Origin of the sequence: uncultured Sulfitobacter sp., from assembly GCF_947497275.1 — a bacterium.
Lineage (GTDB): Bacteria > Pseudomonadota > Alphaproteobacteria > Rhodobacterales > Rhodobacteraceae > Sulfitobacter.
In genome coordinates, this window is the sequence record NZ_CANMFS010000009.1 from 107,585 (window position 1) to 134,558 (window position 26,974).

Sequence of the window (26,974 nt, forward strand, 5' to 3'; positions counted from 1 at the left end):
AGCGACGCCATGGCCCGTCTGACGGCACGGTTCTGGGTCGATGCCTATCTGATGCGGCTGCGGGTCTACGACATTCCCGCATTCGTTGTCGCACACGGCGACGATACCGGGGGCGCCGTGCTGGTCAAACTTGCGACATTGGATGGCAATGCGGTGTTGTTCCAAAGGTCCTTCGATCTGCAAAGCGGGAAGCGGGTCTGGGTCGAACTTGCCAAGGGGACCGAGCGCGAGGTGGATGAAGCGGTTGCGCGACAGCGCGGTTTCGACCGGGATCTGTGGGTCATCGAGGTGGAGGATCGCGCCGGGCGGCATCTGCTGGACGAGGACGGGCTGGCCTGATGGAGTGGCGCGATCAAGGCATTCTGCTGAGCGCGCGCCGTCATGGAGAGACCTCCGCTATCATCGAGGTGTTTACACCTGCGCACGGACGGCATGCGGGTGTGGTGCGCGGCGGGACCAGTCGCAAGATCGCGCCGATCCTGCAACCCGGCGCGCAGCTGGACCTCGCATGGCGGGCGCGTTTGGAGGATCACATCGGCGCGTTCAGTGTGGAACCGGTGCGCAGTCGTGCGGCGGTGGCGATGGGGGACCGGCTGGCACTTGCCGGTCTGAATGCGGTGACGTCATTGATCAGCTTCTGTCTGCCGGAGCGCGAGGCGCATCCGCCGCTGTACCGGCGCACCGAGGTGCTTCTCGATCTGCTCGACCGGATGGACCTGTGGCCGTTGGCTTATCTGCGGTGGGAATTGGATCTGCTCGAAGAGATGGGCTATGCGCTTGATCTGACGCGCTGTGCGGTGACGGGGGCGACGGAGGGGCTGTGTTTTGTTTCGCCCAAATCGGGGCGCGCCGTCTCGGCGGCCGGGGCGGGTGAATGGGCGGACCGGCTGTTGCCCTTGCCGGATGTGCTGCGTGGAGCGGGCGATGCGGCAGACGCAGAAATCGCCGTGGCGTTCAAAACGACCGGCTATTTCCTCGAATTGCACCTTGCGGGGGATCTGGGCGGCAAGCCGTTGCCCGAAGCTCGCGCGCGGTTCGTCGAGGCGTTCAGTCGGCGGCTGTGAAGACCATGCTCAGCCCGTCAGGATTGGTAAGGAAGAGCGTTCTTCCCGACACTTCCGAAATGGTTGCGGCCCCGAGCGCCGCGAAAAACGCGGTCTCTGTCTGAAGGTCGGGACAGGCCATGCGGGTGCTGGCAATTTCGGTGATGTCGAACCATGGATACGGTACGGTCATCGTGGCGGTGTAGCCGTTGCAGGGCGCCTTGCCGGTGATTTTTCCTTCCTCTGCAAAGCGCAGGGATGCAGTGGCGGGGAAGGGAGTGCCGTTGATTTCGTTCAGTGTCCAGATTACATCCGCCGCCCCGTAGGCCCGCACGGTTTCATCCCCTTGGCACGCGCCGAGCGACGCCAGCGCTGCGAATGCAAAACCCTTCATGCCAGTGCAACCACAGTATCGACGAGGGCGTCGAATGCGGCAATCCGGTCCGTATCGGCCTGTAGCTGAGGCAGTCCGACGAGGCTCGCGAGAATTGCATGTGCAAAGGCAGGATTCGTCAGGCCAAAGTGTTTCAGCAACACGCCGAGGTAGCGGAGACGTTCTGCATCTACCTCTGCCAGGCGACGCGCGACATCGACGTCGGTGTGCGCCCAGATCCTGAGTGCCGTGTCGGAGGCGTCGGTCAGAACAGTGCGGCCAAACTGGCGCAACCGCGCATCTGCCCCTCCGTCCGCGCCCAGAAGCTCGGCAACATCGGTCAGCGCCGCCTCGTGCCAATGTTGCAGAAGGGCCGCGTGGAACGCCGGTACATCCTTGAAATGCCAGTAGAAAGACCCCTTGGTCGTGCCAAGCTGTCGCGCCAATGGTTCCGCCGCCAGAGCCTTTGGGCCGAGGCGGTTCAGGGCGTCGAAGCCCGCGTCAATCCATTTTTCCTGCGACAATCGTGCACTGCTCATCCTTCAGACCTAGAAGGAGCATGGGCGCACCGCAAGGTGCGCCCGCACGAATTCGGCGATGTTCAGCCGAGAATTCTGCGCGCGATCACCTGCGCTTGAATCTCCGCCGCTCCTTCAAAGATGTTCAGGATGCGCGCGTCGCACAGGACGCGGCTGATCTTGTATTCCAGCGCGAAACCATTGCCACCGTGGATCTGCAACCCGTTGTCTGCCGCTGCCCATGCCACCCGCGCGCCGAGAAGTTTGGCCATGCCGGCCTCTACATCGCAACGCCGTCCCTGGTCTTTCTCGAAGGCAGAGAAATAGGTGAGCTGGCGGGCCACCATGATTTCCACCGCCATCATCGCCAGCTTGCTGGAGACGCGGGGGAAATTGATCAGCGATTTGCCGAATTGCTTGCGGTCCTGCGCGTATTGCATGGAAATATCGAGCGCCGATTGCGCCACGCCAATTGCGCGGGCCGCCGTCTGGATGCGCGCCGATTCGAAGGTTTCCATCAGCTGTTTGAAGCCTTTGCCTTCTTCGCCGCCCAACAGGTTTTCACCTTTGACCTTGAAGCCGTCGAACGCCAGTTCGTATTCCTTCATGCCGCGGTAGCCAAGGACTTCGATTTCGCCGCCGGTCATGCCGTCGGTGGGGAAGGGTGCTTCGTCCGTGCCGGGTGTTTTCTCGGCGAGGAACATCGACAGGCCCTTGTAGTTCTCCGTCGCGGGATCGGTGCGTGCCAGCAGCGTCATCACGTGGGTGCGTGCCGCATGGGTGATCCACGTCTTGTTGCCGGTCACTGTGTAATCGCCGTCCTCACCCTTGACCGCGCGGGTGCGCAGGGAGCCGAGATCGGAGCCGGTGTTTGGTTCTGTGAACACGGCGGTAGGCAGCGTTTCGGCGGAGGAAATGCGCGGCAGCCATTTGGACTTTTGTTCTTCGGTGCCGCCCGCGATGATCAGTTCCGCCGCGATCTCGGAGCGGGTCGCAAGCGAGCCGACCCCGATGTAGCCGCGCGACAGCTCTTCGGAGACAACGCACATGGACGCTTTGGACAGGCCGAAGCCGCCGTATTCTTCCGGGATGGTCAGACCGAAAACGCCCATCTCGGCCAGCTCATTGATGACCTCCATCGGGATCAGCTCGTCTTTGAGGTGCCATTCATGCGCAAAAGGCTCGACCTTTTCGGTGGCATAGCGGCGAAACTGATCGCGAATCATTTCAAGGTCTTCGTCCAGACCCGTTGCACCGACGGTCGCGTTCGCCGTCTGGTCTTGCATCAATGCGACAAGCCGGCTGCGCGCGGCCTGCGTGTTGCCACCTTGGGTCAGGGTCATGACCGCGGGATCCATCAAGCCGCGCTGTTCCTCCTGGCCAAGGCCGAGATCCTGAAGCCGGACGACCTCGCCCTGGTTCATCTGGATACCGCCGTAAATCTGCCAGAGGTATTCACCAAACGCGATCTGGTGGATCAGCTGTTCGGTTTCACCGAATTTTCCGTCGGATTGAAGGGCCTCGGCCCAAGATTGCATTTGTCGCAGGGATTGTGCGTATGTGGCAAGCCACGCAAGACCGTGTGCGGCCGTCTGATTGGCCTCGACCATCGCATTCGAGATCTTGCCGTCGCTGCTGACCAAGGTGCGCACGGTTTCTGTCGCGCGTTCGAGGATCGCCTCGACCGGCTGCACCGCGGCGGCTGTCAGCGCCAGCAGATCCTCCAGGAGAATCGGTGTCTCCACATTCAACTGTCCGTCATGTGCCATCTTCAAACATCCTTTTCAGCTTACCGTTTCGCTTAATCACTTTGCAGGTGCAGCGCAACAAAGATACGTTTAGCTGCGTCAATCTGGTCGAAAGTTACGTCGTCGATTTGGCCGTGCGCATCGTAATTCCCGACGGTATGTAGAGCCATGGAGACGATTTTCCCCCTTTTGTCCGGGTCAGAGCTTGTTCTGGCTGCGGTGATCGCCATTCTGGCTGGGTTTGTCAAAGGCGTGGTGGGATTCGCCATGCCGCTGGTATTTATATCAGGGCTTACCACATTCATGGCCCCCGAACTTGCGCTGGCAGGCTTGATCCTGCCGACCTTGGTGAGCAACACGCAACAGGCGCTGCGTCAGGGGCGCGAAGCGGCGGTCCGCTCGATCGGCGATTTTGCCGTTTTTTTGATATGTGGCGCAATTGCGCTGGTGGTGGCCGCGCAATTCGTGCGCGGTATTCCAGATCAGGTAATGATGGCCGTCATCGGGATTCCCGTCACTTTTTTCGCATTTTTGCAACTGAGCAGACGCCAAATTTCGCTTGCCGCACGTTCTGTGCGGGTCGAAATTGGTGCTGGCGTCGTAGCGGGTATGTTGGGCGGAGTTTCCGGGATCTGGGGACCGCCCACCGTTGCCTACCTTACCGCATTGCATACCCCCAAGAACGACCAGATGCGGATACAGGGCGTTATCTACGGCCTCGGCGCGGCAGTGCTATTGCTCGCGCATATCGGATCGGGTGTTCTCCGGAGCGAAACCATCGGATTCTCCCTTGCGATGGTTTTGCCCGCATTCGTCGGAATGCGGCTTGGCAATGCGGTGACGGACAGGATCGACCAGACGCTTTTTCGTCAGGCGACCCTTTTGGTGCTGTCGGTCATCGGTCTCAACCTGATCCGTCGAGCGGTCATGGGATAGCTTATCCCTGCCGCGCCACGGTCATTCCCGACACATCTTCGATGAACGTCACGATCCGCGATTTCACCGCATCGTCCTTGATCGCGGCCAAAGCACTTACGATTTCCATGCTCGGATCGCGTTTGCTCATGTCGTTTGCAGGTGTGTCGTAGACACCATCGAAGAAATAGGCCGGAGAGACATCGAATATCTGCGCCAATTCGAAAAGCCGGCTTGCGGCGATACGATTCGACCCGATCTCGTATTTCTGGATTTGCTGGAAGGACAGGCCAAGATGGTTCGCCACATCTGTTTGTGACAGACGTCTGAGCGTCCTGATCTGTTTCAATCGCCGTCCTACATGAATATCTACGCGATGCGCCATTATTTTAACCTCCGGTTGTGTGCGATCATTAGTCCCGGAATCTCGACATTCGATCAATTATCTAGATTTCACCTTTTTCTGATCAAAAATGGACCACGGATGGGTGATAATTGTTGCGTCGTTGGATGATAAATATACAGTGCGGGCATATGAATAAGCCAGTTGATATCAAGTTGCGGGACGCTGTCTTGCGTGGCTCTCCCGCTTTGTTGCATGAGATGATGCGGTCTTTCACGACGCTTGCGCGTACGCTGAACCTGTCGCAGGCTGTCGAACAGTTGGGCAGCACGCGCCAGACAGTGCGCAGGCATATCAACCAACTCGAAGAGGCTATGCAGGTGCGTCTGTTCGACGTGCAGCAACGCCGCTATACCCTGACGCCCGAAGGAACCCGCGCGGTTGCCCCCGCTCAGATGTTGCTGGATCAGGGAGAAGTATGGTTTCGCGGCGCGTTCGACAGCGTTGGAGGGATGCTGCGATTCTCGCATAATGACCCGCGCGGCTGGAAGTATCATCAGCAAGAACAACCGATGAGTTCGGTATGGACCTGCAGGTCAAAGCTTTTGCGGACCGCGCTACAGGCGTGGTCGCGAAGCGAAGGACATTTGGAATCGCCCGAACTTGCTGTCGTTCGGCCCTATATCCTTGCCTACCGCGAGATAGCCGATGGATGGATCTGTACCGAGGTAGGCGAGGCTTCCTATTACTCGAACTGGTTCGGTTGGGCGCAGGCGCGCAGTAGTGTCGGTCGGCGGCTGAGCCAGTTCCAGGGGGGGCAGGAATTCGCCAGTCTGGCGAACGGTCCGTTCCAAGCCATAAAAAACAATCATGGCGTCCGGATGGATCAGGTTTTTATGAAAATGCAAATGGCAGAAGGAGAACCGTTTCACCATCTCGTTTTCGACAGGTTACTAATGGGAGTGCGCATGCCTGACGAGTCGCCGGCAATTATTTCCGTCGTCGACGCGGCCTGCAAAATCCGTATTCTGGACCTGGATGAAGCTATTCTTGATGACGTTCCGGAAAGGTCAAGAGTAGATTTCACGCTGTAATTGAGAAACAGAAGCATTTGCTCGCGTTATCCGATACAATGTTCTTGTAACGGAGCGAAAGGCGATTCCAGATGACACTTCTCACAATGCAGACAGGCGACCGTTTTGTCGCAACAAGTGCCGAAATTTTTCAACGATATGGCATCACACTTGAAGTTGGCTACGACTTCGAAGTCTACCGTGACCTTCTGAAAGAGGCCCGTCCGGATCATATTCTGGGTGCGCCCTTTGATCCGCAAATTCATGAATTGACGGTAGAAAACGCTCTTTGGATTGTTGGGCGCAACGTGGACGGTGTCATCGTACATACCCAAGCCGTGCGCATGCTGGACATGAACGGCATGAGCGTCGGTGAATACTTTACGCAGCGCTTTCGGGAGTTCCCGCCATCCGGTGTCGACCTTGATTTGAAGCGATCACGCTTCCGTGCCGGTCCGACGGCAAAACGAATGCGCGGGACATGTGCATATCAGGGCGAGTTCTGGATCGCTCCGGGCGAAGCGAGTCTGCGAGGGCAGGGGATGTGCTGTGTGTTGAGCCGGTACGCGTTCTATCAGACGGTTCAGCATTGGGATCCGGATTACATGATGGCCTTCATGGTCAAGGCGCTCGTATTCAAGGGATTTGCTGAAAAGTCAGGATACATGCACACACAGCCAGGTGCGCTTCGTTGGTTCCTGAAAGGCAACGATGTACCCGTTGAGGGTTTCCTGTCCTACATGGGCCGTGAGGACCTGCACTACGTTCTGGATCTTCCGCTTCAGGATCTGGTCGCGTTGGCAGCGTAATGTGAGCCATGCGCGAAGAAAGGCCGCTGCCTTGGAAGATGCGGCGGCCTTTGATCGGTTCGGGACGGATCACCCGATTGCGGCGGCTTTCACGTCGTCGTCGATATGCGGCAGATATTGCTCGAAGTTATCGGCGAACATCTTCACCAATTTGGCGACCTGCCGGTCGTAGGCTTCGGGATTGTCCCATGTCCGGCGCGGATCCAGAAGGATGTCCGCGACACCTTCCATCGAGACCGGAACATCAAAGCCAAAGTTCTCGTCCTTGCGGAATTTGCCCTCCATCAACGACCCGTCGAGTGCTGCGGTCAGCAAGGTGCGAGTCGCGCTGATCGGCATGCGCGAGCCTGTGCCGTAGGCACCGCCGGTCCAGCCGGTGTTCACCAGCCAGCAGGTCGCGCCGTGCTGGGCGATCTTCTCGCGCAGCAGATTGCCGTAGACCTCGGGGCGGCGCGGCATGAACGGTGCGCCGAAGCAGGTCGAGAACGTCGGTTCCGGCTCGGTCACGCCACGCTCGGTGCCGGCAACCTTTGACGTGAAGCCCGACAGGAAGTGATACATCGCCTGCGCCGGCGTCAGCCGCGCGATGGGCGGCAGGGTGCCGAAGGCATCGCAGGTCAGCATGATGATGTTCTTGGGGTGCCCGCCCACTGCCTTTTTCGACGCGTTGGAGATGTAGTGAAGCGGGTAGGCGCAACGCATGTTGGCCGTCAGGCTGTCATCGTCGAAATCCAGCTCTTTGGTTTCTTCGTCGAAAACCATGTTCTCGACCACGGTGCCGAATTTCGACGTGGTGGCATAGATTTCCGGCTCGGCTTCTGGGCTGAGATTGATCGTCTTGGCATAGCACCCCCCCTCGAAGTTGAAGGTGCCGGTATCGGACCAGCCATGCTCGTCATCGCCGATCAACGTGCGCGCCGGATCAGCGGACAGCGTGGTCTTGCCGGTGCCGGACAGGCCAAAGAAGATCGCCGTATCGACGGGATTGCCGACAGCATGGTTGGCCGAGCAGTGCATCGGCATCACACCTTTTTCGGGGAGCAGGTAATTGAGCAGCGAGAAAACGGATTTCTTGTTTTCACCGGCGTACTCGGTCCCGCCGATAAGGATCAGCTTGCGGTCGAAATTCATCGCGATCACGGTTTCCGACCGGCAGTCGTGTTTTGCCGGATCGGCAGAGAAGCTGGGGCAGTTGATGACGGTGAAATCCGCGAGGAAATCATCGAGCTGGTCGCGGTCGGGACGGCGCATCATGTGGCGGATGAACAGACCGTGCCACGCGAGTTCGGTCACGAAGCGCACGTTGATCGCGTGTTTGGGATCGGCACCGCCGACGAGATCCTGAACAAAATAGTCGCGGCCCTTCATATGCTCCAGCATATCCTGGTACAGCGCATCGAAGCCTTCGGGCGACATCGCCGCATTGTTCTCCCACCAGATGGTGTCGACGACATCGTCGGTTTTCACCACATGTTTGTCCTTGGGAGAGCGGCCCGTGAACTTGCCGGTGGTGACGAGAAACGCGCCACCCTTGCCCAGCGTCCCTTCGCGGCGGATGAGCGCTGTTTCGATCAGCGTGGGTTCGATCAGGTTGTAGTAGACATCGCCAAGCCCGGTGATCCCCTGGTCCTCAAGGCTGAAGTTCGGATTTACCCGTCCAGTTTGCATGCGGTGTCTCCTGTAAACATGCGCGATCTGCACATCGCAAAAATCTCTGCCAAGTCTCCGGCGTGTTGGAGACGGCGGTAATGCGGCCTCTTAACACGTTGATTTGCGAATTGAACAGATGTCACCGTAGAGTTAGCGCCACCAAACTTGTCCGCTGGCAAAACATGGCTGGTATTGACCTGTTGAAACACGTCCGGGCCTACATCGGCCCCTTGGCCGCAGAGACGGCAGGGCGCGGCTCCGGGCCGATCAGGTGAGGCAATTTAGCCATTCCTAAACAAATTATAGCTGAAATAAGGCGGTCCCGCAGACCGATTCGCGTTTTGGGATTGATTCGACCGTAAAAGGAGTGATCAATGTTCCAAAAAACAAAAACATATTGAGCAGCACAAGGAAACAGGCAGTGTCAAAAATTGCATTGGTGGACGACGACAGGAATATCCTGACGTCCGTCTCGATGACTCTCGAAGCCGAAGGCTTTGAGGTGGAAACCTATAACGACGGCCAGGCGGCGTTGGATGCGTTCAACAAACGCCTGCCCGATATGGCCGTGCTCGACATCAAGATGCCGCGGATGGATGGCATGGATCTGCTCCAGCGGCTGCGCCAGAAAACCGCGATGCCGGTAATCTTTCTGACCTCCAAGGACGATGAGATCGACGAGGTTCTGGGCCTTCGGATGGGGGCAGACGACTATGTCAAAAAGCCGTTCTCGCAGCGGTTGCTGGTCGAACGGATCCGCGCGCTGTTGCGGCGGCAGGATGCCGTGGCGTCGGACGAAGTCGGCGATACGGAAGAAACCAAGGTTATGGAACGCGGCGACCTGCGGATGGACCCGCTGCGCCACGCGGTGACATGGAAGGGCAAGGACGTGTCGCTGACCGTCACCGAATTTCTGCTGCTTCAGGCGCTGGCCCAGCGGCCCGGTTTCGTCAAGTCGCGCGATCAGTTGATGGATGTCGCCTATGACGATCAGGTTTATGTAGACGACCGCACCATCGACAGCCACATCAAGCGACTGCGCAAGAAGATGCGAAACGCGGATGACGAATTCTCCGCAATTGAGACACTCTACGGTATCGGTTATAGATACAACGAAGAGTGACCTTGAGGAATGGCGCTTGCCGAAGGGAATTTTGTGCGTGATCTGAGCCCCGCAAAGCGGGACGGTGACATTGTTTTGGGGGAAGACTGGGTTGCCCCTGACAGTGCCGCCCCGAACGAGATCAGGGCTCGCCGGGAACGGCGGGGGCTGTTTTCGTTACGGGCCTCGCCTCTGACGCGCAAGATCATCACGTTCAACCTGATCGCGCTGAACGTGCTTGTGGCGGGTATCCTTTACCTCAATTCATCGCGTGACAGCCTTGCCGTGCAACGTGCCGCCTCGCTGGTGTCCGAAGCCGAACTGATCGCGGATGTGATCGAGGCGCAGTTGCCGGATAGTGGTCCTGTTGATCTATCGGTCGGAGAAGGCGTGGATGTCGCGCGGACGTTGCAGGGGCTGGATCTGCGCAGCGGTATTCAGGTTTTCGTCTACGATACGGACGGGACGCTGATTTCCGAATTCGAAGGCGCCAGTGATGCTGTCGCGGACGGCGGTGGAATCGAGACCGGGTCGAGAACGGTCCTGACGGACGGGCTCACTTGGCTTTGGAATGCGCTTTCTGCCCCATTTGGCGGCAATGACGGCCTCGGCCAGACAATAGACGAGCGGTTGCGCCCCGTTGTGGCAGCGAGCCTTGAGAATGGCGCGCAGATCAAAGAAGAGCGCGACGATGCGGGCGCCACGCTGTTGGCCGTCGCCACCCCGATCGAGCAGAACGGGACGTCGGTCGGCGCTGTCGCGATCGCGAGTGCCAGTGGCGAGATTGATCGGTTGGTGCGGGGCGAGCGCGAGCGGGTCTTGCAGATGTTTATCATTGCCACGCTCGTGTCGATCGGTCTGAGCCTGGTTCTGGCGTCCACCATCGCGAACCCGCTGGCGGATCTTGCCGCCGCTGCGGAGTTGGGCCGCGACAAGGACGCGCGCAAGATGAATCCCGGACGTATCCGCATTCCGGACCTGACGGCGCGCCCCGACGAGATCGGGCGGCTTTCGGGTGCCTTGCGCGGCATGGTGAACGCGCTCTACAACCGTATCGACGGCAACGAGCAGTTCGCAGCGGATGTGGCGCACGAAATCAAGAACCCGCTTGCCTCCCTGCGGTCTGCCGTCGGCACGTTGCGGATGATCAAGCGCGAGGACCAGCGCAACAAGCTTCTGGATGTCATCGACCATGACGTGCGCCGATTGGATCGTCTTGTCAGCGATATTTCCAACGCTTCACGGCTCGACAGCGAGTTGGTGAAGGAAGAGGAAGAGCCTTTCGATATGATGAAGATGCTGGGCAATCTGGGCCAGTATCTAGGTGAGGACGCGAAGGGAAAGGGGATCGATTTCATCGTCGATTTGCCGAAGAACCCGATCACCGTTCACGGTCTAGAAGCGCGGCTGGCGCAGGTTTTCGTTAATCTGATCACGAACGCGATTTCCTTTTGCGAAGACGGTGACGCCATCAGGGTCTGGGCGCGCAAGAAGGACAATCGTGTGCTGGTCGTTGTCGAAGATACCGGACCGGGCATTCCGGATCAGGCCTTGGCGAAGATATTCAAACGATTCTATTCCGAGCGCCCCGAACAGCATTTCGGCAACAATTCTGGGCTGGGCCTCGCGATTTCGAAACAGATCGTCGAAGCGCACGGCGGCGTGATCTGGGCCGAGAATATTCGCCCGACGGACGCTGACATCACTTCGGACCCCCTTGGCGCGCGCTTTGTCGTGGGCCTGCCGATCTAAGCCGCGCGAATGTGAGCACTGAAACAGAGATCCGTCACGCAACCTGCGTCGCCATCGACGGGTGCGGTGTCTTGATCACCGGACCGTCGGGCGCGGGGAAGTCGGCGTTGGCGTTGCAGTTGATCGGGATGGGGGCGCAGCTTGTGTCAGACGACCGCACTGAGATTTTCGGCGCAGCCCCCGACCTGATGGCCCGCGCACCGGAATCGATTGCCGGATTGATCGAAGCGCGCGGCGTGGGGATTATCGAGCTTCCCTATCTGGCTCAGGCACGTCTGACGCTGGTTGTCGATATGGCGCAGACGGAACGGCAACGGCTGCCCGAGGCCCATTTCACCCGGCTTCTGGACAAGCCGCTCTCTTGTCTGCACAAGATTGACGCACCCTATTTCGCCGCTGCGGTGAATGCCTATGTCAGGGGGAGCAGAACAGAGCACGCATGACCCAAACAGATTCAAGCCACCGCCGCATCGTTGTTGTCACTGGCCCCTCGGGCGCCGGGCGGTCGACCGCGCTCAACGTGCTCGAAGATGCCGGTTTCGAGGCGATAGACAATTTGCCGATCCGCCTGCTGCCAGCCCTGTTCGACGACATGACGCAGAAGCGCCCGCTGGCGTTGGGAATTGACCCGCGCAATCGGGGATACTCGACCGATGCTATCTTTGAAACGATAGAAATGTTGGGGAATGTGCCCGACACCGTGGTCGAGATCGTCTACCTCGACTGTTCGACCGACGTTCTTCTGCGGCGATACTCGGAAACGCGTCGCCGGCATCCGATGGCCCCGGCCGATCGGCCAGCCATCGGGATCGAGATAGAACAACAGATGTTGGCGCCGCTGCGCAGCCGCGCGCACGTTCTGATCGATACCAGCGAAATGAACATCCATGAACTGCGGGCCGAGATCGAGCGTTGGTTCGCACCGGATGGCGGGCATCATCTGGTGGTATCCGTGCAGTCTTTCTCCTACAAGCGGGGTCTGCCGCGGTCCGTTGACATGATTTATGACTGCCGGTTTCTGAAAAACCCCCATTGGCAGCCGCACCTGCGCGCGATCAACGGAACCGATGAGGCGGTCGCGGCTTATGTGGCGACCGATCCCAGGTTCGAGGCGTTCGACCAGCAGGTATTTGATCTGAGCCTCCTGATTTTACCGGCCTGCCGTGCGGAAGGCAAAAGCCATTTCTCGATCGCGTTCGGATGTACGGGAGGACAACACCGCTCTGTCGCCATCGCGGAACGTCATGCTTTGCGCCTTGCGGAGGCAGGATGGCAGGTGTCAGTTAGGCATAGGGAACTGGACGCGCAGCAGCGCAGAGAGGCGGAGCGGACGTGATTGGTATCGTGATCGTTGCACATGGCGGGCTGGCACGCGAATACCTCGCGGCCATCGAACATGTGGTCGGATCGCAAAACGGTGTCCGGGCGATCGAGATCCGCGCAGATCATGACCGTACCGCCAAGGAGGCCGAAATCTGTGCGGCGGCCGATGCCGTCGACCAGGGCAGCGGTGTCGTCGTTGTCACAGACCTTTTCGGCGGTTCGCCTTCCAACCTCAGTCTTCTTGCCTGCCAGCCCGCAAATAGGCGCATCCTGTACGGTGCTAATCTACCGATGCTGATCAAGCTTGCGAAGAGCCGTCACAGACCGCTGGCCGATGCCGTGCGCGCAGCGTTGGAAGCGGGCAAGAAATACATCGACGTCCAGAACGTCAGTACCGAATAGCAAGGCTAACCTATGACCCGTATCACGCTTGAAATTGTAAACGAGAAAGGACTGCACGCCCGCGCGTCCGCCAAGTTGGTAGAGGTCGTTGAAGGCTTCGACGCGCAGGCGGAGGTGAGCAAGGATGGCATGAGTGCCTCGGGGGACAGCATTATGGGGCTTTTGATGTTGGCAGCGGCCAAGGGAAGCTCTATTGACATTGAGACGTCCGGGCCTGACGCAGATGCACTTGCAAACGCGCTTACAGCATTGGTGGCGGACAAGTTCGGCGAAGGCATGTAGGGCACGCGTCGGCGTCCGGAGTTTGATTGAGGGTGTCACATTGGCCGATAAGGCACATCCAGAGGAGACCAGCGACCTGACGGAAATCGAGGCGGAACCGGTCACGTTCACGAAATACGACCGGCGCAGTCTGTCCTACGCATCCACTTTCGATACGCCATGGAAAAGCGCCGTGATTTCCACGCTGGAGCTGTTCACGGGCAAGGTCGCGGTCTTGCGTATGATCCGTAAATTCGAGCAGCGCGGCACGCCCTCCGGTCAAGCATTCTGGCGTGCGGCGCTTGATACGATGGGGATCGACCTTCACACCCCGCAGGCGCAACTGGATCTAATTCCAAAAGACGGGCCGGTCATCGTTGTCGCAAACCATCCGCATGGCATGGTGGACGGGATGATATTTGCCGATCTGATCGGTCGGGTCCGGCCGGATTACAGGATTTTGACCCGTTCGCTGCTTACTTCCATCGACGAGGTCGCCAGCAGCTTTATGATTCCCGTACCTTTCCCCCATGACCCCGACGCGCAGCGCAAAGGTGTCGAGATGCGGGCGAAGGCGATGAGCCATCTAAAGGATGGGGGCGTTGTGGCGCTGTTTCCTTCGGGTGTCGTTGCCGCCTCGGAATCCTGGTGGGGGCCGGCGGTCGAGGCAGAGTGGAACGTCTTTACCGCCAAGATGATCCGCCGTTCGGGCGCGCGGGTGGTGCCGTTGAAATTTCCCGGTCAGAACAGCCGGGCCTATCAGATCGCCAACCGCGTGTCGCCCATGCTGCGGCAGGGGCTGTTGCTGCACGAGATCGTGCACAGCTGCAACAAGCCACAGGCTCCGATTGTGGGCCCACCGATCCCGCAGGCCGAGATAGATGCGCGTGCGGAGGATCCGCGTGCGTTCATGGCATGGTTGCGGGCGCGCACTCTGGCGCTTGATACCTGAACGATCAGCGCGCGGTCTAGCGTGTCGGGACCGGTTCGTCCCCACGATAGTCGTAGAATCCGCGGTTGCTCTTGCGACCCAGCCATCCAGCCTCGACGTATTTGGTCAGAAGGGGGCAGGGGCGGTATTTGGTATCGGCAAGGCCGTCGTGCAGCACGTTCATGATCGCAAGGCAGGTGTCCAGTCCGATGAAATCCGCAAGCTCAAGCGGCCCCATCGGATGGTTCGCGCCCAGCTTCATCGAGCTGTCGATGGATTTCACGGATCCGACACCTTCGTAGAGGGTATAGACCGCTTCGTTGATCATCGGCATCAGGATCCGGTTGACGATAAATGCAGGAAAATCTTCGGCTGAGGCCGAGGTCTTGTTCAGCCTTGCTACGACTTCCTGACAGGCATTGAACGTCTCTTCGTCCGTTGCGATGCCACGGATCAGCTCGACCAATTGCATCACGGGAACCGGGTTCATAAAGTGGAAACCCATGAATTTCTCGGGTCGGTCGGTTCTGCTGGCCAGTCGGGTGATCGAAATAGATGAGGTATTCGAGGTCAGGATCGTGTCCGGCTTGAGATGAGGGAGCAGCGTGTCAAAGATCTCTTCCTTGACCTTCTCGCGCTCGGTGGCGGCTTCGATGATCAGGTCGCTTGCGCCCAGATCGGTCAGCGTCACGGTGGTCTTGATCCGGGCAAGCGCGTCGTTCATGTCCTCTTCGCTGATCTTTCCGCGGCTGGCCTGACGCTCCATGTTGCCGCGCATCACCTCCATCGCGTTGTCCAACGCCTCTTGCGAGATGTCGTTAAGCAGAACCTCGTAACCCGCAAGGGACATCACATGCGCAATGCCGTTACCCATCTGGCCTGCGCCGACGATGCCGATTGTCTGGATGTCCATAGGTGCGGTCCTTTGCTGGTGTCACACCACTCTAGGCCGGAGTGCTTTGCGCCCGCAAGGTCTGCAATCGCCGAAAAACTGCGCCAAATTCCGCATTTAAGCGAATCGTAAGAGCGCGGCGGTCATGGTTGTTCCGGGTGAGTTAAATGAGGTGGGTGTGATGACCTATAATGTACTGGGGCCAGCGGCCCTTGAGTATCTGCCGTGTCAGTACGGCAGTTCCAGACTGACGTTCCGAGGGCCGAAACGGCAGCTAGATGATCCGTACATCGTTTTTCTGGGGGGCAACCAGACTTACGGAAAGTTCATAGAGAAACCCTTTCCGTTGAGGGTCGAACATCAGACGGGGATTACGTCCGTCAATCTGGGCCAGCCCAATGCGGGCCTGGACGTGTTTGCAGGCGATGTAACGGTGGCCGAAATGGCGCGACAGGCACGGGTCTGCGTGATCGAGGTGCTGGGCGCCGCGAATATGAGCAACCGGTTTTACAAGGTACATCCAAGGCGCAACGACCGCTTTCTCGGCGCGGCACCGCAACTCAGGCACCTGTACCCGGATGTGGATTTCACGGCGTTCCATTTTACGGGCCATATGTTGCAACATCTGTATCATCTCGATGCCGAGCGGTTTGCGGTCGTGCGCCGCACGTTGCAAAGGGTCTGGGTGCAGCGGATGCGGCGTCTGTGCAAGAAACTGGGCGGCAAGATCGTTCTTTTGTGGATGGCGCGGGATACGGTGCCGGATCAGTGGGCCGGTGGTCCGGGCGAGGGTCCGGCATTCGTCTGCCGCGATATGCTGGAGGCTTTGGGGGAGGTGGCCTGTGTGACCGTTGAGGCGCCATGGTCAACCCAGGCACGGGCGCAGGGGACGTCGGGGATGGTATTCACCTCTTTCGAGAAAGGCGCGGCCAGTCTGTTGGCTGGCCCGGAGGCGCATTGCGACGCGGCCGAAATCCTTCGGCCCGTTCTGGACGATTTGGTCTGAGAAAAAGGCCCGCTCCCTGGCAGGGGCGGGCCTTGGATGTACCAACGACTTGGGAGCATTTGCCCCCGATCGAGGATCACAGCTTTTCGGTAAGCTCCGGCACCGCCTCGAACAGGTCGGCGACAAGGCCGTAGTCTGCAACCTGAAAGATCGGTGCTTCTTCGTCCTTGTTGATCGCGACGATGATCTTGGAATCTTTCATGCCCGCAAGGTGCTGGATCGCGCCGGAAATGCCGACGGCAACGTAAAGCTCCGGTGCCACGACCTTGCCGGTTTGACCAACTTGCCAGTCGTTCGGCGCATAGCCGGAATCCACAGCCGCCCGCGAGGCGCCGACAGCGGCGCCAAGCTTGTCCGCCAGCTTTTCGATCAGCGCGAAGTTGTCTTCGGACCCGACGCCCCGACCACCTGACACGACGACACCGGCGGATGTGAGATCAGGACGGTCGCTTTCTGCAAGCTTGTCTTCGACCCATTCGCTCAAACCGGGGTCTTCCGCTGCCGAAATCGTTTCGACGGAAGCCGATCCACCGTCGCCAGCAGCATCGAAAGTCGAAGTACGGAAAGTGATGACTTTCTTCGGGTCAGACGACTTCACGGTCTGGATCGCGTTACCTGCGTAAATCGGACGCTCGAACGTGTCGGCATCGACAACGCCGGAGGCATCCGAAATGATCATCACGTCGAGAAGCGCCGCAACGCGGGGCATCACGTTCTTGGCGTCCGTGGTCGCGGGTGCCACGATGTGATCGTAGTCCCCGGCAAGCGAGACGATCAGTGCCGCGGTTGATTCCGCAAGACGGTGCCCCAACGACGCATCCTCGGCAACAAGTACTTTGCTGACGCCGTCGATCTTGGCAGCCGCTTCACCCGCAGCGGCGGCAGAGCCACCGGCGCACAGGATTGTCACATCGCCCAGTTTTCCGGCGGCAGTGACGGCCTTGGCCGTTGCATCCAGTGCCAGTTCACCATCGTTTACTTCTGCAAGGAGTAGTACAGCCATTACACGGCCCCCGCTTCTTTGAGTTTAGCCACCAGCTCGTCGACGGTTTCAACCATGATACCTGCGGAGCGGGCTTCCGGCTCTGACGTTTTCACGATCTCGAGGCGGTTGGACACGTCCACGCCGTAATCTTCGGGCGTTTTCTCGTCCAGCGGCTTTTTCTTCGCCTTCATGATGTTGGGCAATGACGCGTACCGCGGCTCGTTGAGGCGCAGATCGACCGTCACGACCGTTGGCATATCGACCTTGATCGTTTGCAGGCCGCCATCGACTTCGCGAGTCACGACTGCCTTGTCGCCCTCGATTGTGACTTCGGACGCGAACGTCGCCTGCGACCAGCCCAGCAAAGCGGCCAGCATCTGGCCGGTTGCGTTCATGTCGTTGTCGATTGCCTGCTTGCCGCACAGCACAAGGCCCGGCTGTTCTTCGTCGACAATCGCTTTCAGGATCTTGGCAACGGTCAAGGGCTCGATGTCGTTGTGCACGTCGTCCGCCGCCACGACGAGGATTGCCCGGTCCGCGCCCATCGCAAGGGCGGTCCGCAGCGTTTCCTGCGCCTGTTTCACACCGATGGAAACAGCGATAACTTCGTCCGCCTGACCCGCTTCTTTCATGCGGATCGCCTGTTCGACGGAAATCTCGTCGAACGGGTTCATGGACATTTTGACGTTAGCAAGATCAACACCGGAACCGTCCGCTTTGACGCGCACTTTCACGTTGTAGTCGATCACGCGTTTGACAGGTACGATCACCTTCATGAGCGATTTTCTCCTTGTTTGCGACTCAGCCTTGAGCGGCCAGTCAATTTATCTGTGCCATGTCTAACGAAGCAATGGCGCGCAAAACAGCCAAAAAATGCCCCTTACGGCAAGAGGCACGTCACGTTACGTAAAATTCTATGGCAAAATAGCAAGAATATTGCGCGTAGGAACGCCGTGTTTCATGCGGCGATGTCTGCCCGGGCGATTCGGCGCGCCGCCCGGATTCTGTTTTGCCGGCAATCTCAGCGATTTGCGCCGGGCACCCATAGTACATCGTCCTTACCAGCGTTGTTGGCCATCCGTGCCCCGACAAAAAACCAGTCGCTCAGGCGGTTGAGATACCGCAGTGCCGCAGCATTGATATTTTCTGTCGTTGCCAGTTGTGTGGCCAATCGCTCGGCACGGCGTGCAATCGTGCGGCAGAGATGAAGTCGTGCCGCCAGTTCGCTTCCTCCGGGCAGGATGAAGCTGCGCAGCGGCTCCAGGTCGGCATTCATCACGTCAATCTCAGCCTCCAGCCGGTCCACCTGGGCTGTGGCCATTCGCAACGGGGGGTACTCAGCGTCGGCGTCTTTTTCCATATCAGGGCGGCAAAGGTCAGCGCCCAGATCGAACAAATCGTTCTGGATTCGCGACAGGGCCGCGTCCGTCTCAGCGGTGGCGGTCAGGCGCGCCATGCCGACAAAACAGTTCAGCTCGTCGACCGTGCCGTAGGCGTCGACCCGGACGTCGTGCTTGGCCACCCGCGCGCCGTTGCCCAGTGCGGTATCGCCCTTGTCGCCGGTGCGGGTGTAAATCTTGTTTAGAACGACCATGCGCTTATCCTCTTATCGCGTAAACATAAATTACGATCAGGACGACTGCGATGAACTGTGCGATGATCCGCCATCGCATCAGTTTGTTCGAGTTCGCCTTGTTGAACGCGCCACCCTTGGCGAAGCCGCCAAGCCCCATCATCAGCACGACGACGACTGCCAGAACGGCGATGACGATGATAACGAAAAACGGGTCTGCCATGGGTGGCTCCTCCTGTGGTTCAGTCGCGATGTAGCGGGCGGGGCTGTTACTGCAACCGTTCTAGCGTTCCAATGCCTTGTCGAGCATACGTGTCGACAGGATTCGGCGCAGGATACCCCCGAGGTAGGTGGGGGTTGTGACGTAATAGCGCGGGCGGGGGCGTTTGGCCTCCAATGCGCGCACGAGCTTTTTCACTACGGCTTCGGGCGGCAATTCGAATTTATCGGGGCCAGTGTCATTGTAAAGACGCTTGGCGAGTTCATTTTCATAATCCGCTGCGCGGGCCGAATTTTCCCAATCCAGCCAGCGTTCGAAATGGGGGATGGAATTGCTGCGGATTTTCGATGTGATCGGGCCGGGTTCGATCAGGACCGTGTGTATGCCGGTACCGCGCAGTTCGATCCGCATGGTGTCGGTCAGCCCTTCGAGCGCGAATTTGGTGGCGGCGTATGCGCCGCGCCACGGTTTCACGACCAGACCGAGCACTGAAGAACACTGTATGATACGACCGTGTCCTTGTGCGCGCATGACTGGAATGACAGCGCGGGTCAGCGTATGCCAGCCAAAGAAGTTCGCCTCGAAAATCTCGCGCAAGGCTTCGGCGGGCAAATCCTCGACCAGACCGGGAAGGGCGTAGGCCCCGTTGTTGAACACCGCGTCAAGCGTACCACCCGTCGCTTCGAGCACGTCGGCGAGGGCGGTAATGATGCTTTCGGCGTCGGTATAATCGAGACGCGGGCTCTCGAACCCTTCGTCTCGCAGACGTGCGCAATCAAGTTCCTGGCGACAAGCGGCAAAAACCCGCCAACCGCGCGCCCGCAAACCGACGGCGGCTGCATACCCGATGCCTGACGAGCAGCCGGTGATCAAGATGGTTCGTGAAGACATTAAAAAGGCCCCGTTGGGAAACGAGGCCTGAGATGCGCTGTTTTCCGGGCTTTGGCAATCGAATGTGTCGGATCAGCCCGATGTGAGCAGAAAATCGGCCATCCAGCCCTGCTCGCCGCCGTCAAGGGGCTGCATCAGGACCCAACCGGCTCCGTTGTCTTCAAGAACCTGCACCTCGTCTCCGCGGGTCAGCTTGCCGACGACGCCGTAGTCGGTGCTGGGTCCGCCACGCACATTCACCCGGTTGCCGGAAACCCGGCGGATGTCGCCGCTTGTCTCGATAGCGCGGACGGGCGTCGAGCCGTCGTCGCTGCTTGCGATCAGGCTGGGCAGGATGATCTGCGGTGTTTCCACGCTGTCGATGACGATCGCCTCTCGTACGGCCGCATCGACATCGGATGCGATGGGCGCGGCGGGGGCTTCGGCCTTGGGTTCAGGCTCAGGGGGCTGCGTGCGAATGGCAGAGGATGCATCCAGCGAAACCTGTGTGACATCCGCAGTGTTGTCGATCCTGGTGATGGGCGCAGGGTCTTCCGGTGTCGTATCCTCACGCGCCACAGTTTGCGCCTCGGGAGTGGCGGGCGTGTCCGGTTGAAGCTGTGCGCGCGCCGGAACGAAGTCGGCACCGCCGCTCATCTGGTAGAAAGCGAATCCGAGAAAACCGAACGTCAGAAGAATGAATGTCTTCATCGCAAAAACCCCGCAGTGTTATTCGAAGCCTAACGCGCAGCTTCCCCCGATCGTTCAATACCAAAAACCGAGATTCGGTATTAGAGGGAAAATAACGAAAGTTGACGCGTCGCAGGTTGGACACGCCGGGAGGTGCAGAATTCGGCGCGGTTGTGCTTGTCGGCTCTGCGCGGCGCGGATACACAGCAGCAATGAGCGACACCAGCGATCCAGAAAGCCCCGGCTTTGCCGTGATGTCCGAACCCCTGCGCCGCGCGCTGGGGGACCGTTATCTGACATATGCGCTCAGCACGATCATGCACCGCGCCCTGCCCGACGCGCGCGACGGGCTGAAGCCGGTGCACCGCCGGATCCTCTACGCGATGAGCCGTCTGCGTCTTACATCTACGGGCGGGTTCCTGAAATCAGCCAAGATCAGCGGCGATACGATGGGGGATTTCCACCCCCATGGCGATGCCGCGATCTATGATGCGATGGCCCGGCTGGCGCAGGATTTCAACGTGCGCTACCCGCTGGTGGACGGGCAGGGGAACTTTGGCAACATCGACGGCGACAACCCCGCCGCGAGCCGGTACACCGAGGCGCGGATGACTGCCGTTGCCGAGGCGATGCTGGAAGGTCTCAGCGAGAACGTCGTCGATTTCCGGGACAACTACGATGGCCGGCTGACCGAGCCTGCAGTGCTGCCCGCGCAGTTTCCCAACCTGCTGGCGAACGGGTCTTCGGGCATCGCCGTGGGGATGGCCACCAACATTCCGCCGCACAACATCGCCGAGCTGTGTGACGCCTGTATCCATCTGATCAAGGTGCCGGACGCGCGCGACGATACGCTGCTCAACTACGTTCCCGGTCCGGATTTCCCCACCGGCGGCGTGATCGTCGAGCCGCGCGAGAATATCGCCGCTGCCTATCGCACGGGCAAGGGCGGCTTCCGGCTGCGCTGCCGTTGGGAGGTCGAGGATCTGGGGCGCGGCCAATGGCAGATCGTCGTCACGGAAATCCCCTATCAGGTCCAGAAATCCAAGCTGATCGAAAAGATCGCCGAGGCGATCCAGACCAAGCGGATCCCGATCCTCGCGGACGTGCGCGACGAAAGCGCGGATGACATCCGCCTGATCCTTGAGCCGCGCTCCAAGAACGTGGACCCGGAGGTTCTGATGGGGATGATGTTCCGCACGTCCGACCTTGAGGTGCGGTTTTCGCTGAACATGAACGTGCTGATCGACGGTGTGACGCCCAAGGTCTGCTCGATGAAAGAGGTGTTGCGCGCATTCCTCGATCACCGGCAGGACGTGTTGCAGCGCCGGTCCCGGCACCGGCTGGAGAAGATCGACCACCGGCTCGAAGTGCTCGAAGGGTTCATCGTTGCTTTCCTCAACCTTGACCGGGTGATCGACATCATCCGCTACGACGACGAGCCCAAAGCCGCGTTAATGCGCGAGGACTGGTCGCGCGATCACGTCCGCGCCATGGACGAGGCCGATTATGTCACGCCGGGGCCGGGCGACGGCGAATTGTCCGAGGTGCAGGCCGAAGCGATCCTGAACATGCGGTTGCGCAGCTTGCGGCGTCTCGAAGAGCTGGAGCTGTTGCGCGAGCAATCCGAATTGATGGAAGAACGCGCGGGTCTTGAGGATCTCCTGGAGAACGATGCGATCCAGTGGGACACGATCACAGACCAGCTGCGCGCCACCAAAAAGCAGTTTGGCAAGGATTACGAGGGCGGCGCGCGCCGGTCGACCTTTGCCGAGGCGGGCGAGGTCGAGGATGTGCCGCTTGAGGCCATGATAGATCGGGAGCCGATCACCGTGGTCTGTTCCGAGATGGGATGGATCCGCGCGATGACCGGTCATATCGATCTGGCGCGTGAGCTGAAGTTCAAGGACGGCGACAGTTCACGGTTTGTGTTCCATGCCGAAACGACGGACCGTCTGCTGGCGTTCGGCTCGAACGGGCGGTTCTACACGATCTCTGCCGCGAACCTGCCGGGCGGGCGTGGCATGGGAGAACCGCTTCGCCTGATGGTGGACCTACCCAATGAGGTGCAGATCGTGGATCTGTTCATCCACCGCCCCGAGGGCAAGCTGTTGGTGGCAAGCTCTGCGGGGGACGGATTTATCGTTCCCGAAGCGGAGGTCGTCGCCCAGACGCGCAGCGGCAAGCAAGTGCTGAACGTGCGCGGCGAAACGCGGGCGCTGGTATGCAAACCGGTGCGCGGCGACAGCGTGGCCGCGGTGGGCGAGAACCGCAAGGTGCTGGTCTTCGGCATCGACGAGTTGCCGGAGATGGGCCGCGGTAAGGGTGTGCGCATGCAGAAGTACAAGGATGGCGGCATGTCGGATGCGACCACGTTTACCCGTGCCGAGGGCCTGAGCTGGCTCGACCCGGCGGGACGCACGCGCACCGAGACGGATCTGACCGAATGGACTGGCAAGAGGGCCACGGCAGGTCGCATGGCACCGCGCGGCTTCCCCCGTGACAACACCTTCAACGGATAGCACCGCGCCGCCACCGGTGCCCGAACAGGGTTTGGCGGTGCGGTTCACCGGCAACCGCTCAGCGCTCTTTTGGCTGGCGCTGAAGACCGGGTTCTGGACAGTGCTCACGCTGGGCTTCTACCGGTTCTGGATGAAAACGCGTCTGCGGCGTTGGTATTGGTCGGCGATCCGGCCTGGCGGGCATCCTCTCGAATATGTCGGGGATCCGTGGGAAAAGCTGCTGGGCTTCTTCATCGCCGTTGTCGTGCTTACCTTCTACATCGGCATCGTCAATCTGGTGCTGATGTTCGTAAGCTTCTCGGTCTTTCAAAGTTCCTCCATCGGATATCTTGCCAGCTTTGCCGGGATCGTGCCGGTATGGTTCTACGCCCAGTACCGGGCGCGGCGCTACGTTCTGGCGCGCACCCGCTGGCGCGGCGTAAGGTTCGGACTCGAAGCCGGGGCTTGGGGATACGCCTGGCGGGCGCTGGTGCATTGGGCGCTGACGGTGGCGAGCCTTGGCGTGTTGTGGCCGCGCATGACGTTTGCGCTGGAAAAATACAAAACCGACCGAACCTATTTTGGCTCTGCCAGACTGCATCAAGGCGGAAGGTGGTCGATGCTTTACCGGGCCGCGCTGCCGTTTGGGAGTGGTGTCGCGGCACTTGTGGCGCTGGCCCTCTGGATGGTCTTGATCGATCCGATTCTCCCGACTCGGAGCCTGTCATGGGACGAGGTAAGCGGTGCGACGACCGTGATGATGTATGGATTTGTGCCGGACGCCTGGTCGGGGGCGGCCCGTCTGTTCTGGCTGGTCCCGATCTTCGTGCTGCTGGTCTATGGCGCGATCCATTACCGTTTCGTCAGCAAGCGTATTCTGGCTAATCACAAAAGCGCGGACGGTATCCGGCTGAAGTCGGACCTCAAAGGGCTGCGCATTTCGATGATCTACGTTCTGGGCACGACGATCGCCTACACCATTTTAGCGGTCGGGATCGTGGTCGTGGTCAGCGCGGCGCTCGGCTTGTTCGGGACGGATGCGTTTCCGGAGGCGCAGCCGGGCACTGCCGATCCAATCGGTGCCGTGGCCCGTTGGCTGTCGTTCGGGATTATCGCGGTGATGTACCTTGGCGTATTTCTGCTTTGGGGTGTCTTGCACCATACGTTCGTCACCTATCCGCTGATGCGACACATGGCGCTCACGCTTTGCCTTGTGAACGTCGCACCGCTGGCGGGGATCAGCCAGCGCGCGCGTGACGCTTTCGCCGAAGCCGAAGGCTTTGCAGAGGCACTTGATCTGGGGGCGGCAATATGAGCGGGCCGCCGGACCTGCCGCCCGCCGCCGATGCAGGGGGCGTCTTGTTCGACGGTGACAAACCCGTGGCGCAGACCGTTCGACTGCGGGTGGACCGACAGGCGGACGTTCTGGAAATTTCCGGATATGGGGACGATATGACACCGGTTCATTGGCCGCTGGCGCAGATCAGGCGGCTGCCGGATATTGCCGGTGGTCCTGTGGCTGTTGTGCGCTGGACGGAGGATCCTGTGGCGCGGTTGCAGGTGCCGGATGCGCGCATCCTTGCGGCTTTGCCGCGCGCGACCAACAGGGGCGCGCCAAAGGGCAGGGCGCGGCTGGCTGGCTGGGCCCTTGCCGCCGTCGCGGCGGTCGCGCTACAGATCGGTGTGCTGATCCCGCTTCTCGCAGATCGGTTGTCGGGTTTCGTGCCACCCGAGGGCGAGCGCGCGCTGGGCGAGGCGACATTCGGACAGATCCGTGAGGCTCTGGCGGGCAGCGGGCTGCCTCCCTTGCCGATTTGTGAAGGACCGGCGGGGATTGCCGCGTTGGACACGATGCGCGCAGCATTGGGGCGCAACGGCGCACAGGCCCCTTTGAGCATTTTCGTGCTTGACCATGAAATGGTGAACGCATTCGCATTGCCGGGCGGGGTCGTCGTGTTCTTTCGCGGTATGATCGATGCGGCGGAGAACCCGAACGAAATAGCGGCGGTGCTGGCGCACGAAATCGGCCACGTCGAAAACCGCGATCCGACGCGGCACGCCCTGCGCTCTGCCGGGTCCATCGGTATTCTGGGGCTGCTGTTCGGCGATTTCGCAGGCGGGGCCGCTGTCTTGTTTCTCACGGAACGGTTGATCAGCGCGCGCTATTCCCAGGCCGCCGAAGCCGGCGCAGATGCATACGCCTACGGCGCGCTCGAACAGGCGGGTGTTTCCCCGGCGGCATTGGGAGACATGTTCGAGCGGCTGCGCGACCGCTACGGCGATACCGCAGGCATTACCGCCCATTTTGTCAGCCATCCGACGCTGACCAGCCGCATAACGCGTGCGCGCGCATCGGCCCGCCCGGAGGGGAGTTATGGCGCGATCGTAACGGATGAAGAATGGGCCGCACTCAAGACGATCTGCGACTAGATCCGCGCATCGGGTATACGGTTCTAACCGATGTGAGCGTCATGCAGGATGCGATATGATGACTATCTTCGGATCCGGCGAGCGCGCAGGGAAAGCCGCGAGGATGGGTCACCGAAGCGCCGCGGTGATGTCCCCATGCACGTCAATGCATTGCGCGCAATCTGACCATGCGCTATCGCGAGGGCAGGTATGGGGAAGGGGCTGCACGGATGGGCATTTTTAGGGCAAAACGGTTTTTGGGCGCGATCCTCGTGGCAGGGACACTTGCTGCGTGCAACGGCGCCTCAGATCTCGACCGCGCTGCGGCGCCGCTGGGAGATTTCAAGCTTGTCCACAATATCGTGGTCGCTCCGAAAGTGCAGAAGGTCCCTTTGAGCCGCGCGTTGCCGGTGGAGACGATGACCACGATGCTGAAGGAGGCGGTCGCCGAGCGGTTCGACCGCTACGACGGGGACCGGGGCTATCATTTCGGTATCTCGATCGAGAGCTATTTCCTCGCCCCTCCCGGTGTGCCGCTGGTTGCGGCACCGAAATCTGCGATGATTATCCGGATCACCGTCTGGGATGACGCAAAGGCGCGCAAACTGACGCCCAAGGCGCATCAGATCACGGTGATCGAATCGCTCGATCAGGGTCCGCTTGTCGGGTCCGGATATACGAAGAGTGCGGAGGCGCAGTTTCGCAACCTCAGCCAGAATGCTGTGAAGCAGATTGAGACCTTTTTGGTCAAGAAGAACGGCGAGGAAGGGTGGTTCAACGACGGTGTGGCGACGGTCCGTCCGGATGAAGACGCCGACCAAGTCGGCAGGTGATCTGCCTGAGGCATGGATCTGCGTGGATGAAGCACGTTCAGACGACACCCATCGACGGGAAGTGAGGTCTTGGGCGCAAGACGCGCTTGATTTTGCCTTCCAGACCAAATATGTCGCGCGCCATACACCATTCGGGCCCGCAACGGGTCCTTGAACACTTGGAAGGGCGCCCACATGGCAAAGGCAAAGTTCGAACGTAACAAACCGCACGTCAACATCGGCACGATCGGCCACGTTGACCACGGCAAGACGACGCTGACGGCAGCGATCACCAAGTATTTTGGTGATTTCCGCGCGTATGACCAGATTGACGGAGCACCCGAGGAGAAAGCCCGCGGGATCACGATCTCGACGGCGCACGTGGAGTACGAGACAGAGACACGCCACTATGCGCACGTCGACTGCCCCGGCCACGCCGACTACGTCAAGAACATGATCACCGGTGCCGCGCAGATGGACGGCGCGATCCTGGTTGTGAACGCGGCCGACGGCCCGATGCCACAAACGCGCGAGCACATCCTGCTGGGCCGCCAGGTGGGCATCCCCTACATGGTCGTCTACATGAACAAGGTCGATCAGGTCGACGACGAAGAGCTGCTGGAGCTCGTCGAGATGGAAATCCGCGAGCTGCTGAGCTCGTACGAGTATCCCGGCGACGACATTCCGATCATCCCCGGTTCCGCTCTGGCGGCGATGAACGGCACCGATCCCGAGATCGGCGAAGAGTCGATCAAGAAGCTGATGGCAGCCGTGGA

The 26,974-nt window shown here is 60.0% G+C and carries 30 protein-coding genes; 18 read left to right on the top strand and 12 right to left on the bottom strand.

Annotated elements, in window-relative coordinates:
- Nucleotides 1-9 precede the first annotated feature (9 nt).
- A complete protein-coding gene (locus Q1A06_RS16955) occupies nucleotides 10-339 on the top strand; it encodes a DUF1491 family protein (RefSeq protein WP_299566449.1) in 330 nt (109 codons plus the stop codon).
- Nucleotides 339-1,064: a DNA repair protein RecO gene (recO, locus tag Q1A06_RS16960; RefSeq protein ID WP_299566452.1), complete on the top strand. Its 726-nt coding sequence runs from the start codon at nucleotides 339-341 to the stop codon at nucleotides 1,062-1,064. The genes Q1A06_RS16955 and recO overlap by 1 nt, the downstream gene beginning before the upstream one ends.
- Here recO and Q1A06_RS16965 read toward each other — a convergent pair.
- The 3 genes from Q1A06_RS16965 to Q1A06_RS16975 form a co-directional block, all read right to left on the bottom strand.
- A complete protein-coding gene (locus Q1A06_RS16965; protein ID WP_299566455.1) occupies nucleotides 1,048-1,437 on the bottom strand; it encodes an META domain-containing protein in 390 nt (129 codons plus the stop codon). The genes recO and Q1A06_RS16965 overlap by 17 nt on opposite strands.
- On the bottom strand, nucleotides 1,434-1,955 hold the full coding sequence (locus Q1A06_RS16970) for a TetR/AcrR family transcriptional regulator (RefSeq protein ID WP_299566458.1): 522 nt from the start codon (nucleotides 1,953-1,955) through the stop codon (nucleotides 1,434-1,436). Before Q1A06_RS16970 ends, Q1A06_RS16965 begins: the two co-directional genes overlap by 4 nt.
- A 62-nt stretch (nucleotides 1,956-2,017) precedes the next feature.
- Nucleotides 2,018-3,703 carry an acyl-CoA dehydrogenase family protein gene (locus tag Q1A06_RS16975; protein WP_299566461.1) on the bottom strand — a complete coding sequence of 562 codons (1,686 nt, stop codon included), beginning with the start codon at nucleotides 3,701-3,703 and terminating at the stop codon, nucleotides 2,018-2,020.
- 147 nt (nucleotides 3,704-3,850) lie between these two features.
- Here Q1A06_RS16975 and Q1A06_RS16980 point away from each other — a divergent pair, with 147 nt between their 5' ends.
- Complete coding sequence (locus tag Q1A06_RS16980; protein ID WP_299566464.1) at nucleotides 3,851-4,618, top strand: sulfite exporter TauE/SafE family protein; 768 nt, start codon at nucleotides 3,851-3,853, stop codon at nucleotides 4,616-4,618.
- Between the two features lies 1 nt (nucleotide 4,619).
- On the opposite strand, the gene Q1A06_RS16985 is transcribed toward Q1A06_RS16980, so the two are convergent.
- Nucleotides 4,620-4,982 (bottom strand): helix-turn-helix transcriptional regulator, encoded by a 363-nt coding sequence (locus Q1A06_RS16985; RefSeq protein WP_299566467.1) that lies wholly within the window; start codon nucleotides 4,980-4,982, stop codon nucleotides 4,620-4,622.
- Between the two features lie 221 nt (nucleotides 4,983-5,203).
- Here Q1A06_RS16985 and Q1A06_RS16990 point away from each other — a divergent pair, with 221 nt between their 5' ends.
- Together Q1A06_RS16990 and Q1A06_RS16995 are read left to right on the top strand one after the other, a co-directional pair.
- Nucleotides 5,204-6,034 carry a LysR family transcriptional regulator gene (locus tag Q1A06_RS16990; protein ID WP_299566516.1) on the top strand — a complete coding sequence of 277 codons (831 nt, stop codon included), beginning with the start codon at nucleotides 5,204-5,206 and terminating at the stop codon, nucleotides 6,032-6,034.
- 71 nt (nucleotides 6,035-6,105) lie between these two features.
- Nucleotides 6,106-6,822, top strand: a complete 717-nt coding sequence (locus Q1A06_RS16995) for a hypothetical protein (protein ID WP_299566470.1) — start codon at nucleotides 6,106-6,108, stop codon at nucleotides 6,820-6,822.
- A 69-nt stretch (nucleotides 6,823-6,891) separates the two neighbouring features.
- Here Q1A06_RS16995 and Q1A06_RS17000 read toward each other — a convergent pair whose 3' ends face one another.
- Nucleotides 6,892-8,490 carry a phosphoenolpyruvate carboxykinase gene (locus Q1A06_RS17000; RefSeq protein WP_299566471.1) on the bottom strand — a complete coding sequence of 533 codons (1,599 nt, stop codon included), beginning with the start codon at nucleotides 8,488-8,490 and terminating at the stop codon, nucleotides 6,892-6,894.
- A gap of 403 nt (nucleotides 8,491-8,893) precedes the next feature.
- Between Q1A06_RS17000 and Q1A06_RS17005 the strand changes: the two genes are divergently transcribed.
- From Q1A06_RS17005 to Q1A06_RS17035, 7 genes are all read left to right on the top strand, one after another.
- On the top strand, nucleotides 8,894-9,595 hold the full coding sequence (locus Q1A06_RS17005) for a response regulator transcription factor (protein WP_299566473.1): 702 nt from the start codon (nucleotides 8,894-8,896) through the stop codon (nucleotides 9,593-9,595).
- A gap of 9 nt (nucleotides 9,596-9,604) precedes the next feature.
- Nucleotides 9,605-11,326, top strand: a complete 1,722-nt coding sequence (locus Q1A06_RS17010) for a sensor histidine kinase (RefSeq protein ID WP_299566475.1) — start codon at nucleotides 9,605-9,607, stop codon at nucleotides 11,324-11,326.
- Nucleotides 11,327-11,337: 11 nt separating this feature from the next.
- On the top strand, nucleotides 11,338-11,769 hold the full coding sequence (locus Q1A06_RS17015; protein WP_299566477.1) for an HPr kinase/phosphatase C-terminal domain-containing protein: 432 nt from the start codon (nucleotides 11,338-11,340) through the stop codon (nucleotides 11,767-11,769).
- Nucleotides 11,766-12,662, top strand: coding sequence for an RNase adapter RapZ (gene rapZ, locus Q1A06_RS17020; RefSeq protein WP_299566479.1), 897 nt, complete (start codon nucleotides 11,766-11,768; stop codon nucleotides 12,660-12,662). Before Q1A06_RS17015 ends, rapZ begins: the two co-directional genes overlap by 4 nt.
- A complete protein-coding gene (locus Q1A06_RS17025; protein WP_299566481.1) occupies nucleotides 12,659-13,051 on the top strand; it encodes a PTS fructose transporter subunit IIA in 393 nt (130 codons plus the stop codon). Before rapZ ends, Q1A06_RS17025 begins: the two co-directional genes overlap by 4 nt.
- A 12-nt stretch (nucleotides 13,052-13,063) precedes the next feature.
- Nucleotides 13,064-13,333: an HPr family phosphocarrier protein gene (locus tag Q1A06_RS17030; RefSeq protein WP_299566483.1), complete on the top strand. Its 270-nt coding sequence runs from the start codon at nucleotides 13,064-13,066 to the stop codon at nucleotides 13,331-13,333.
- A 76-nt stretch (nucleotides 13,334-13,409) separates the two neighbouring features.
- Nucleotides 13,410-14,264 (top strand): lysophospholipid acyltransferase family protein, encoded by an 855-nt coding sequence (locus Q1A06_RS17035; RefSeq protein WP_299566518.1) that lies wholly within the window; start codon nucleotides 13,410-13,412, stop codon nucleotides 14,262-14,264.
- 16 nt (nucleotides 14,265-14,280) lie between these two features.
- On the opposite strand, the gene Q1A06_RS17040 is transcribed toward Q1A06_RS17035, so the two are convergent.
- Nucleotides 14,281-15,156 (bottom strand): 3-hydroxybutyryl-CoA dehydrogenase, encoded by an 876-nt coding sequence (locus Q1A06_RS17040; RefSeq protein WP_299566485.1) that lies wholly within the window; start codon nucleotides 15,154-15,156, stop codon nucleotides 14,281-14,283.
- A gap of 160 nt (nucleotides 15,157-15,316) precedes the next feature.
- Between Q1A06_RS17040 and Q1A06_RS17045 the strand changes: the two genes are divergently transcribed.
- Complete coding sequence (locus Q1A06_RS17045) at nucleotides 15,317-16,141, top strand: DUF6473 family protein (protein WP_299566487.1); 825 nt, start codon at nucleotides 15,317-15,319, stop codon at nucleotides 16,139-16,141.
- A 76-nt stretch (nucleotides 16,142-16,217) separates the two neighbouring features.
- Here Q1A06_RS17045 and Q1A06_RS17050 read toward each other — a convergent pair whose 3' ends face one another.
- The 6 genes from Q1A06_RS17050 to Q1A06_RS17075 form a co-directional block, all read right to left on the bottom strand.
- Nucleotides 16,218-17,144, bottom strand: a complete 927-nt coding sequence (locus Q1A06_RS17050) for an electron transfer flavoprotein subunit alpha/FixB family protein (RefSeq protein ID WP_299566489.1) — start codon at nucleotides 17,142-17,144, stop codon at nucleotides 16,218-16,220.
- Nucleotides 17,144-17,902, bottom strand: a complete 759-nt coding sequence (locus tag Q1A06_RS17055; protein ID WP_299566491.1) for an electron transfer flavoprotein subunit beta/FixA family protein — start codon at nucleotides 17,900-17,902, stop codon at nucleotides 17,144-17,146. Before Q1A06_RS17055 ends, Q1A06_RS17050 begins: the two co-directional genes overlap by 1 nt.
- 245 nt (nucleotides 17,903-18,147) lie before the next feature.
- Nucleotides 18,148-18,720 carry a cob(I)yrinic acid a,c-diamide adenosyltransferase gene (locus tag Q1A06_RS17060; protein WP_299566493.1) on the bottom strand — a complete coding sequence of 191 codons (573 nt, stop codon included), beginning with the start codon at nucleotides 18,718-18,720 and terminating at the stop codon, nucleotides 18,148-18,150.
- Nucleotides 18,721-18,724: 4 nt separating this feature from the next.
- Nucleotides 18,725-18,922, bottom strand: a complete 198-nt coding sequence (locus Q1A06_RS17065; RefSeq protein ID WP_299566495.1) for a twin transmembrane helix small protein — start codon at nucleotides 18,920-18,922, stop codon at nucleotides 18,725-18,727.
- 60 nt (nucleotides 18,923-18,982) lie between these two features.
- Nucleotides 18,983-19,810, bottom strand: coding sequence for an SDR family NAD(P)-dependent oxidoreductase (locus tag Q1A06_RS17070; RefSeq protein WP_299566496.1), 828 nt, complete (start codon nucleotides 19,808-19,810; stop codon nucleotides 18,983-18,985).
- Between the two features lie 72 nt (nucleotides 19,811-19,882).
- Nucleotides 19,883-20,500, bottom strand: coding sequence for an SH3 domain-containing protein (locus Q1A06_RS17075; protein ID WP_299566498.1), 618 nt, complete (start codon nucleotides 20,498-20,500; stop codon nucleotides 19,883-19,885).
- 191 nt (nucleotides 20,501-20,691) lie between these two features.
- On the opposite strand from Q1A06_RS17075, the gene Q1A06_RS17080 reads away from it, so the two are divergent.
- From Q1A06_RS17080 to Q1A06_RS17100, 5 genes are all read left to right on the top strand, one after another.
- Entirely contained in the window at nucleotides 20,692-22,998 is a 2,307-nt protein-coding gene (locus tag Q1A06_RS17080; protein ID WP_299566500.1) for a DNA topoisomerase IV subunit A, read from the top strand.
- The gene (locus tag Q1A06_RS17085) at nucleotides 22,976-24,292 is read left to right on the top strand and encodes a DUF898 family protein (RefSeq protein WP_299566502.1); all 1,317 of its coding nucleotides are present in this window, start codon (nucleotides 22,976-22,978) and stop codon (nucleotides 24,290-24,292) included. Before Q1A06_RS17080 ends, Q1A06_RS17085 begins: the two co-directional genes overlap by 23 nt.
- Nucleotides 24,289-25,407 (top strand): M48 family metallopeptidase, encoded by a 1,119-nt coding sequence (locus Q1A06_RS17090; RefSeq protein WP_299566504.1) that lies wholly within the window; start codon nucleotides 24,289-24,291, stop codon nucleotides 25,405-25,407. The genes Q1A06_RS17085 and Q1A06_RS17090 overlap by 4 nt, the downstream gene beginning before the upstream one ends.
- Nucleotides 25,408-25,616: 209 nt before the next feature.
- A complete protein-coding gene (locus tag Q1A06_RS17095) occupies nucleotides 25,617-26,219 on the top strand; it encodes a hypothetical protein (protein ID WP_299566506.1) in 603 nt (200 codons plus the stop codon).
- Between the two features lie 174 nt (nucleotides 26,220-26,393).
- A partial coding sequence (locus tag Q1A06_RS17100; protein ID WP_299566508.1) for a GTP-binding protein occupies nucleotides 26,394-26,974 on the top strand: 581 nt, incomplete at its 3' end.

Bases quoted from the DNA above. Each gene is read 5' to 3' on its own strand.
- Q1A06_RS16955 (WP_299566449.1), top strand. From the start codon at position 10: ATGGCCCGTCTGACGGCACGGTTCTGGGTCGATGCCTATCTGATGCGG.
- recO (WP_299566452.1), top strand. From the start codon at position 339: ATGGAGTGGCGCGATCAAGGCATTCTGCTGAGCGCGCGCCGTCATGGA.
- Q1A06_RS16965 (WP_299566455.1), bottom strand. From the start codon at position 1,437: ATGAAGGGTTTTGCATTCGCAGCGCTGGCGTCGCTCGGCGCGTGCCAA.
- Q1A06_RS16970 (WP_299566458.1), bottom strand. From the start codon at position 1,955: ATGAGCAGTGCACGATTGTCGCAGGAAAAATGGATTGACGCGGGCTTC.
- Q1A06_RS16975 (WP_299566461.1), bottom strand. From the start codon at position 3,703: ATGGCACATGACGGACAGTTGAATGTGGAGACACCGATTCTCCTGGAG.
- Q1A06_RS16980 (WP_299566464.1), top strand. From the start codon at position 3,851: ATGGAGACGATTTTCCCCCTTTTGTCCGGGTCAGAGCTTGTTCTGGCT.
- Q1A06_RS16985 (WP_299566467.1), bottom strand. From the start codon at position 4,982: ATGGCGCATCGCGTAGATATTCATGTAGGACGGCGATTGAAACAGATC.
- Q1A06_RS16990 (WP_299566516.1), top strand. From the start codon at position 5,204: ATGCGGTCTTTCACGACGCTTGCGCGTACGCTGAACCTGTCGCAGGCT.
- Q1A06_RS16995 (WP_299566470.1), top strand. From the start codon at position 6,106: ATGACACTTCTCACAATGCAGACAGGCGACCGTTTTGTCGCAACAAGT.
- Q1A06_RS17000 (WP_299566471.1), bottom strand. From the start codon at position 8,490: ATGCAAACTGGACGGGTAAATCCGAACTTCAGCCTTGAGGACCAGGGG.
- Q1A06_RS17010 (WP_299566475.1), top strand. From the start codon at position 9,605: ATGGCGCTTGCCGAAGGGAATTTTGTGCGTGATCTGAGCCCCGCAAAG.
- rapZ (WP_299566479.1), top strand. From the start codon at position 11,766: ATGACCCAAACAGATTCAAGCCACCGCCGCATCGTTGTTGTCACTGGC.
- Q1A06_RS17030 (WP_299566483.1), top strand. From the start codon at position 13,064: ATGACCCGTATCACGCTTGAAATTGTAAACGAGAAAGGACTGCACGCC.
- Q1A06_RS17040 (WP_299566485.1), bottom strand. From the start codon at position 15,156: ATGGACATCCAGACAATCGGCATCGTCGGCGCAGGCCAGATGGGTAAC.
- Q1A06_RS17045 (WP_299566487.1), top strand. From the start codon at position 15,317: ATGACCTATAATGTACTGGGGCCAGCGGCCCTTGAGTATCTGCCGTGT.
- Q1A06_RS17050 (WP_299566489.1), bottom strand. From the start codon at position 17,144: ATGGCTGTACTACTCCTTGCAGAAGTAAACGATGGTGAACTGGCACTG.
- Q1A06_RS17055 (WP_299566491.1), bottom strand. From the start codon at position 17,902: ATGAAGGTGATCGTACCTGTCAAACGCGTGATCGACTACAACGTGAAA.
- Q1A06_RS17060 (WP_299566493.1), bottom strand. From the start codon at position 18,720: ATGGTCGTTCTAAACAAGATTTACACCCGCACCGGCGACAAGGGCGAT.
- Q1A06_RS17065 (WP_299566495.1), bottom strand. From the start codon at position 18,922: ATGGCAGACCCGTTTTTCGTTATCATCGTCATCGCCGTTCTGGCAGTC.
- Q1A06_RS17070 (WP_299566496.1), bottom strand. From the start codon at position 19,810: ATGTCTTCACGAACCATCTTGATCACCGGCTGCTCGTCAGGCATCGGG.
- Q1A06_RS17075 (WP_299566498.1), bottom strand. From the start codon at position 20,500: ATGAAGACATTCATTCTTCTGACGTTCGGTTTTCTCGGATTCGCTTTC.
- Q1A06_RS17080 (WP_299566500.1), top strand. From the start codon at position 20,692: ATGAGCGACACCAGCGATCCAGAAAGCCCCGGCTTTGCCGTGATGTCC.
- Q1A06_RS17090 (WP_299566504.1), top strand. From the start codon at position 24,289: ATGAGCGGGCCGCCGGACCTGCCGCCCGCCGCCGATGCAGGGGGCGTC.
- Q1A06_RS17095 (WP_299566506.1), top strand. From the start codon at position 25,617: ATGGGCATTTTTAGGGCAAAACGGTTTTTGGGCGCGATCCTCGTGGCA.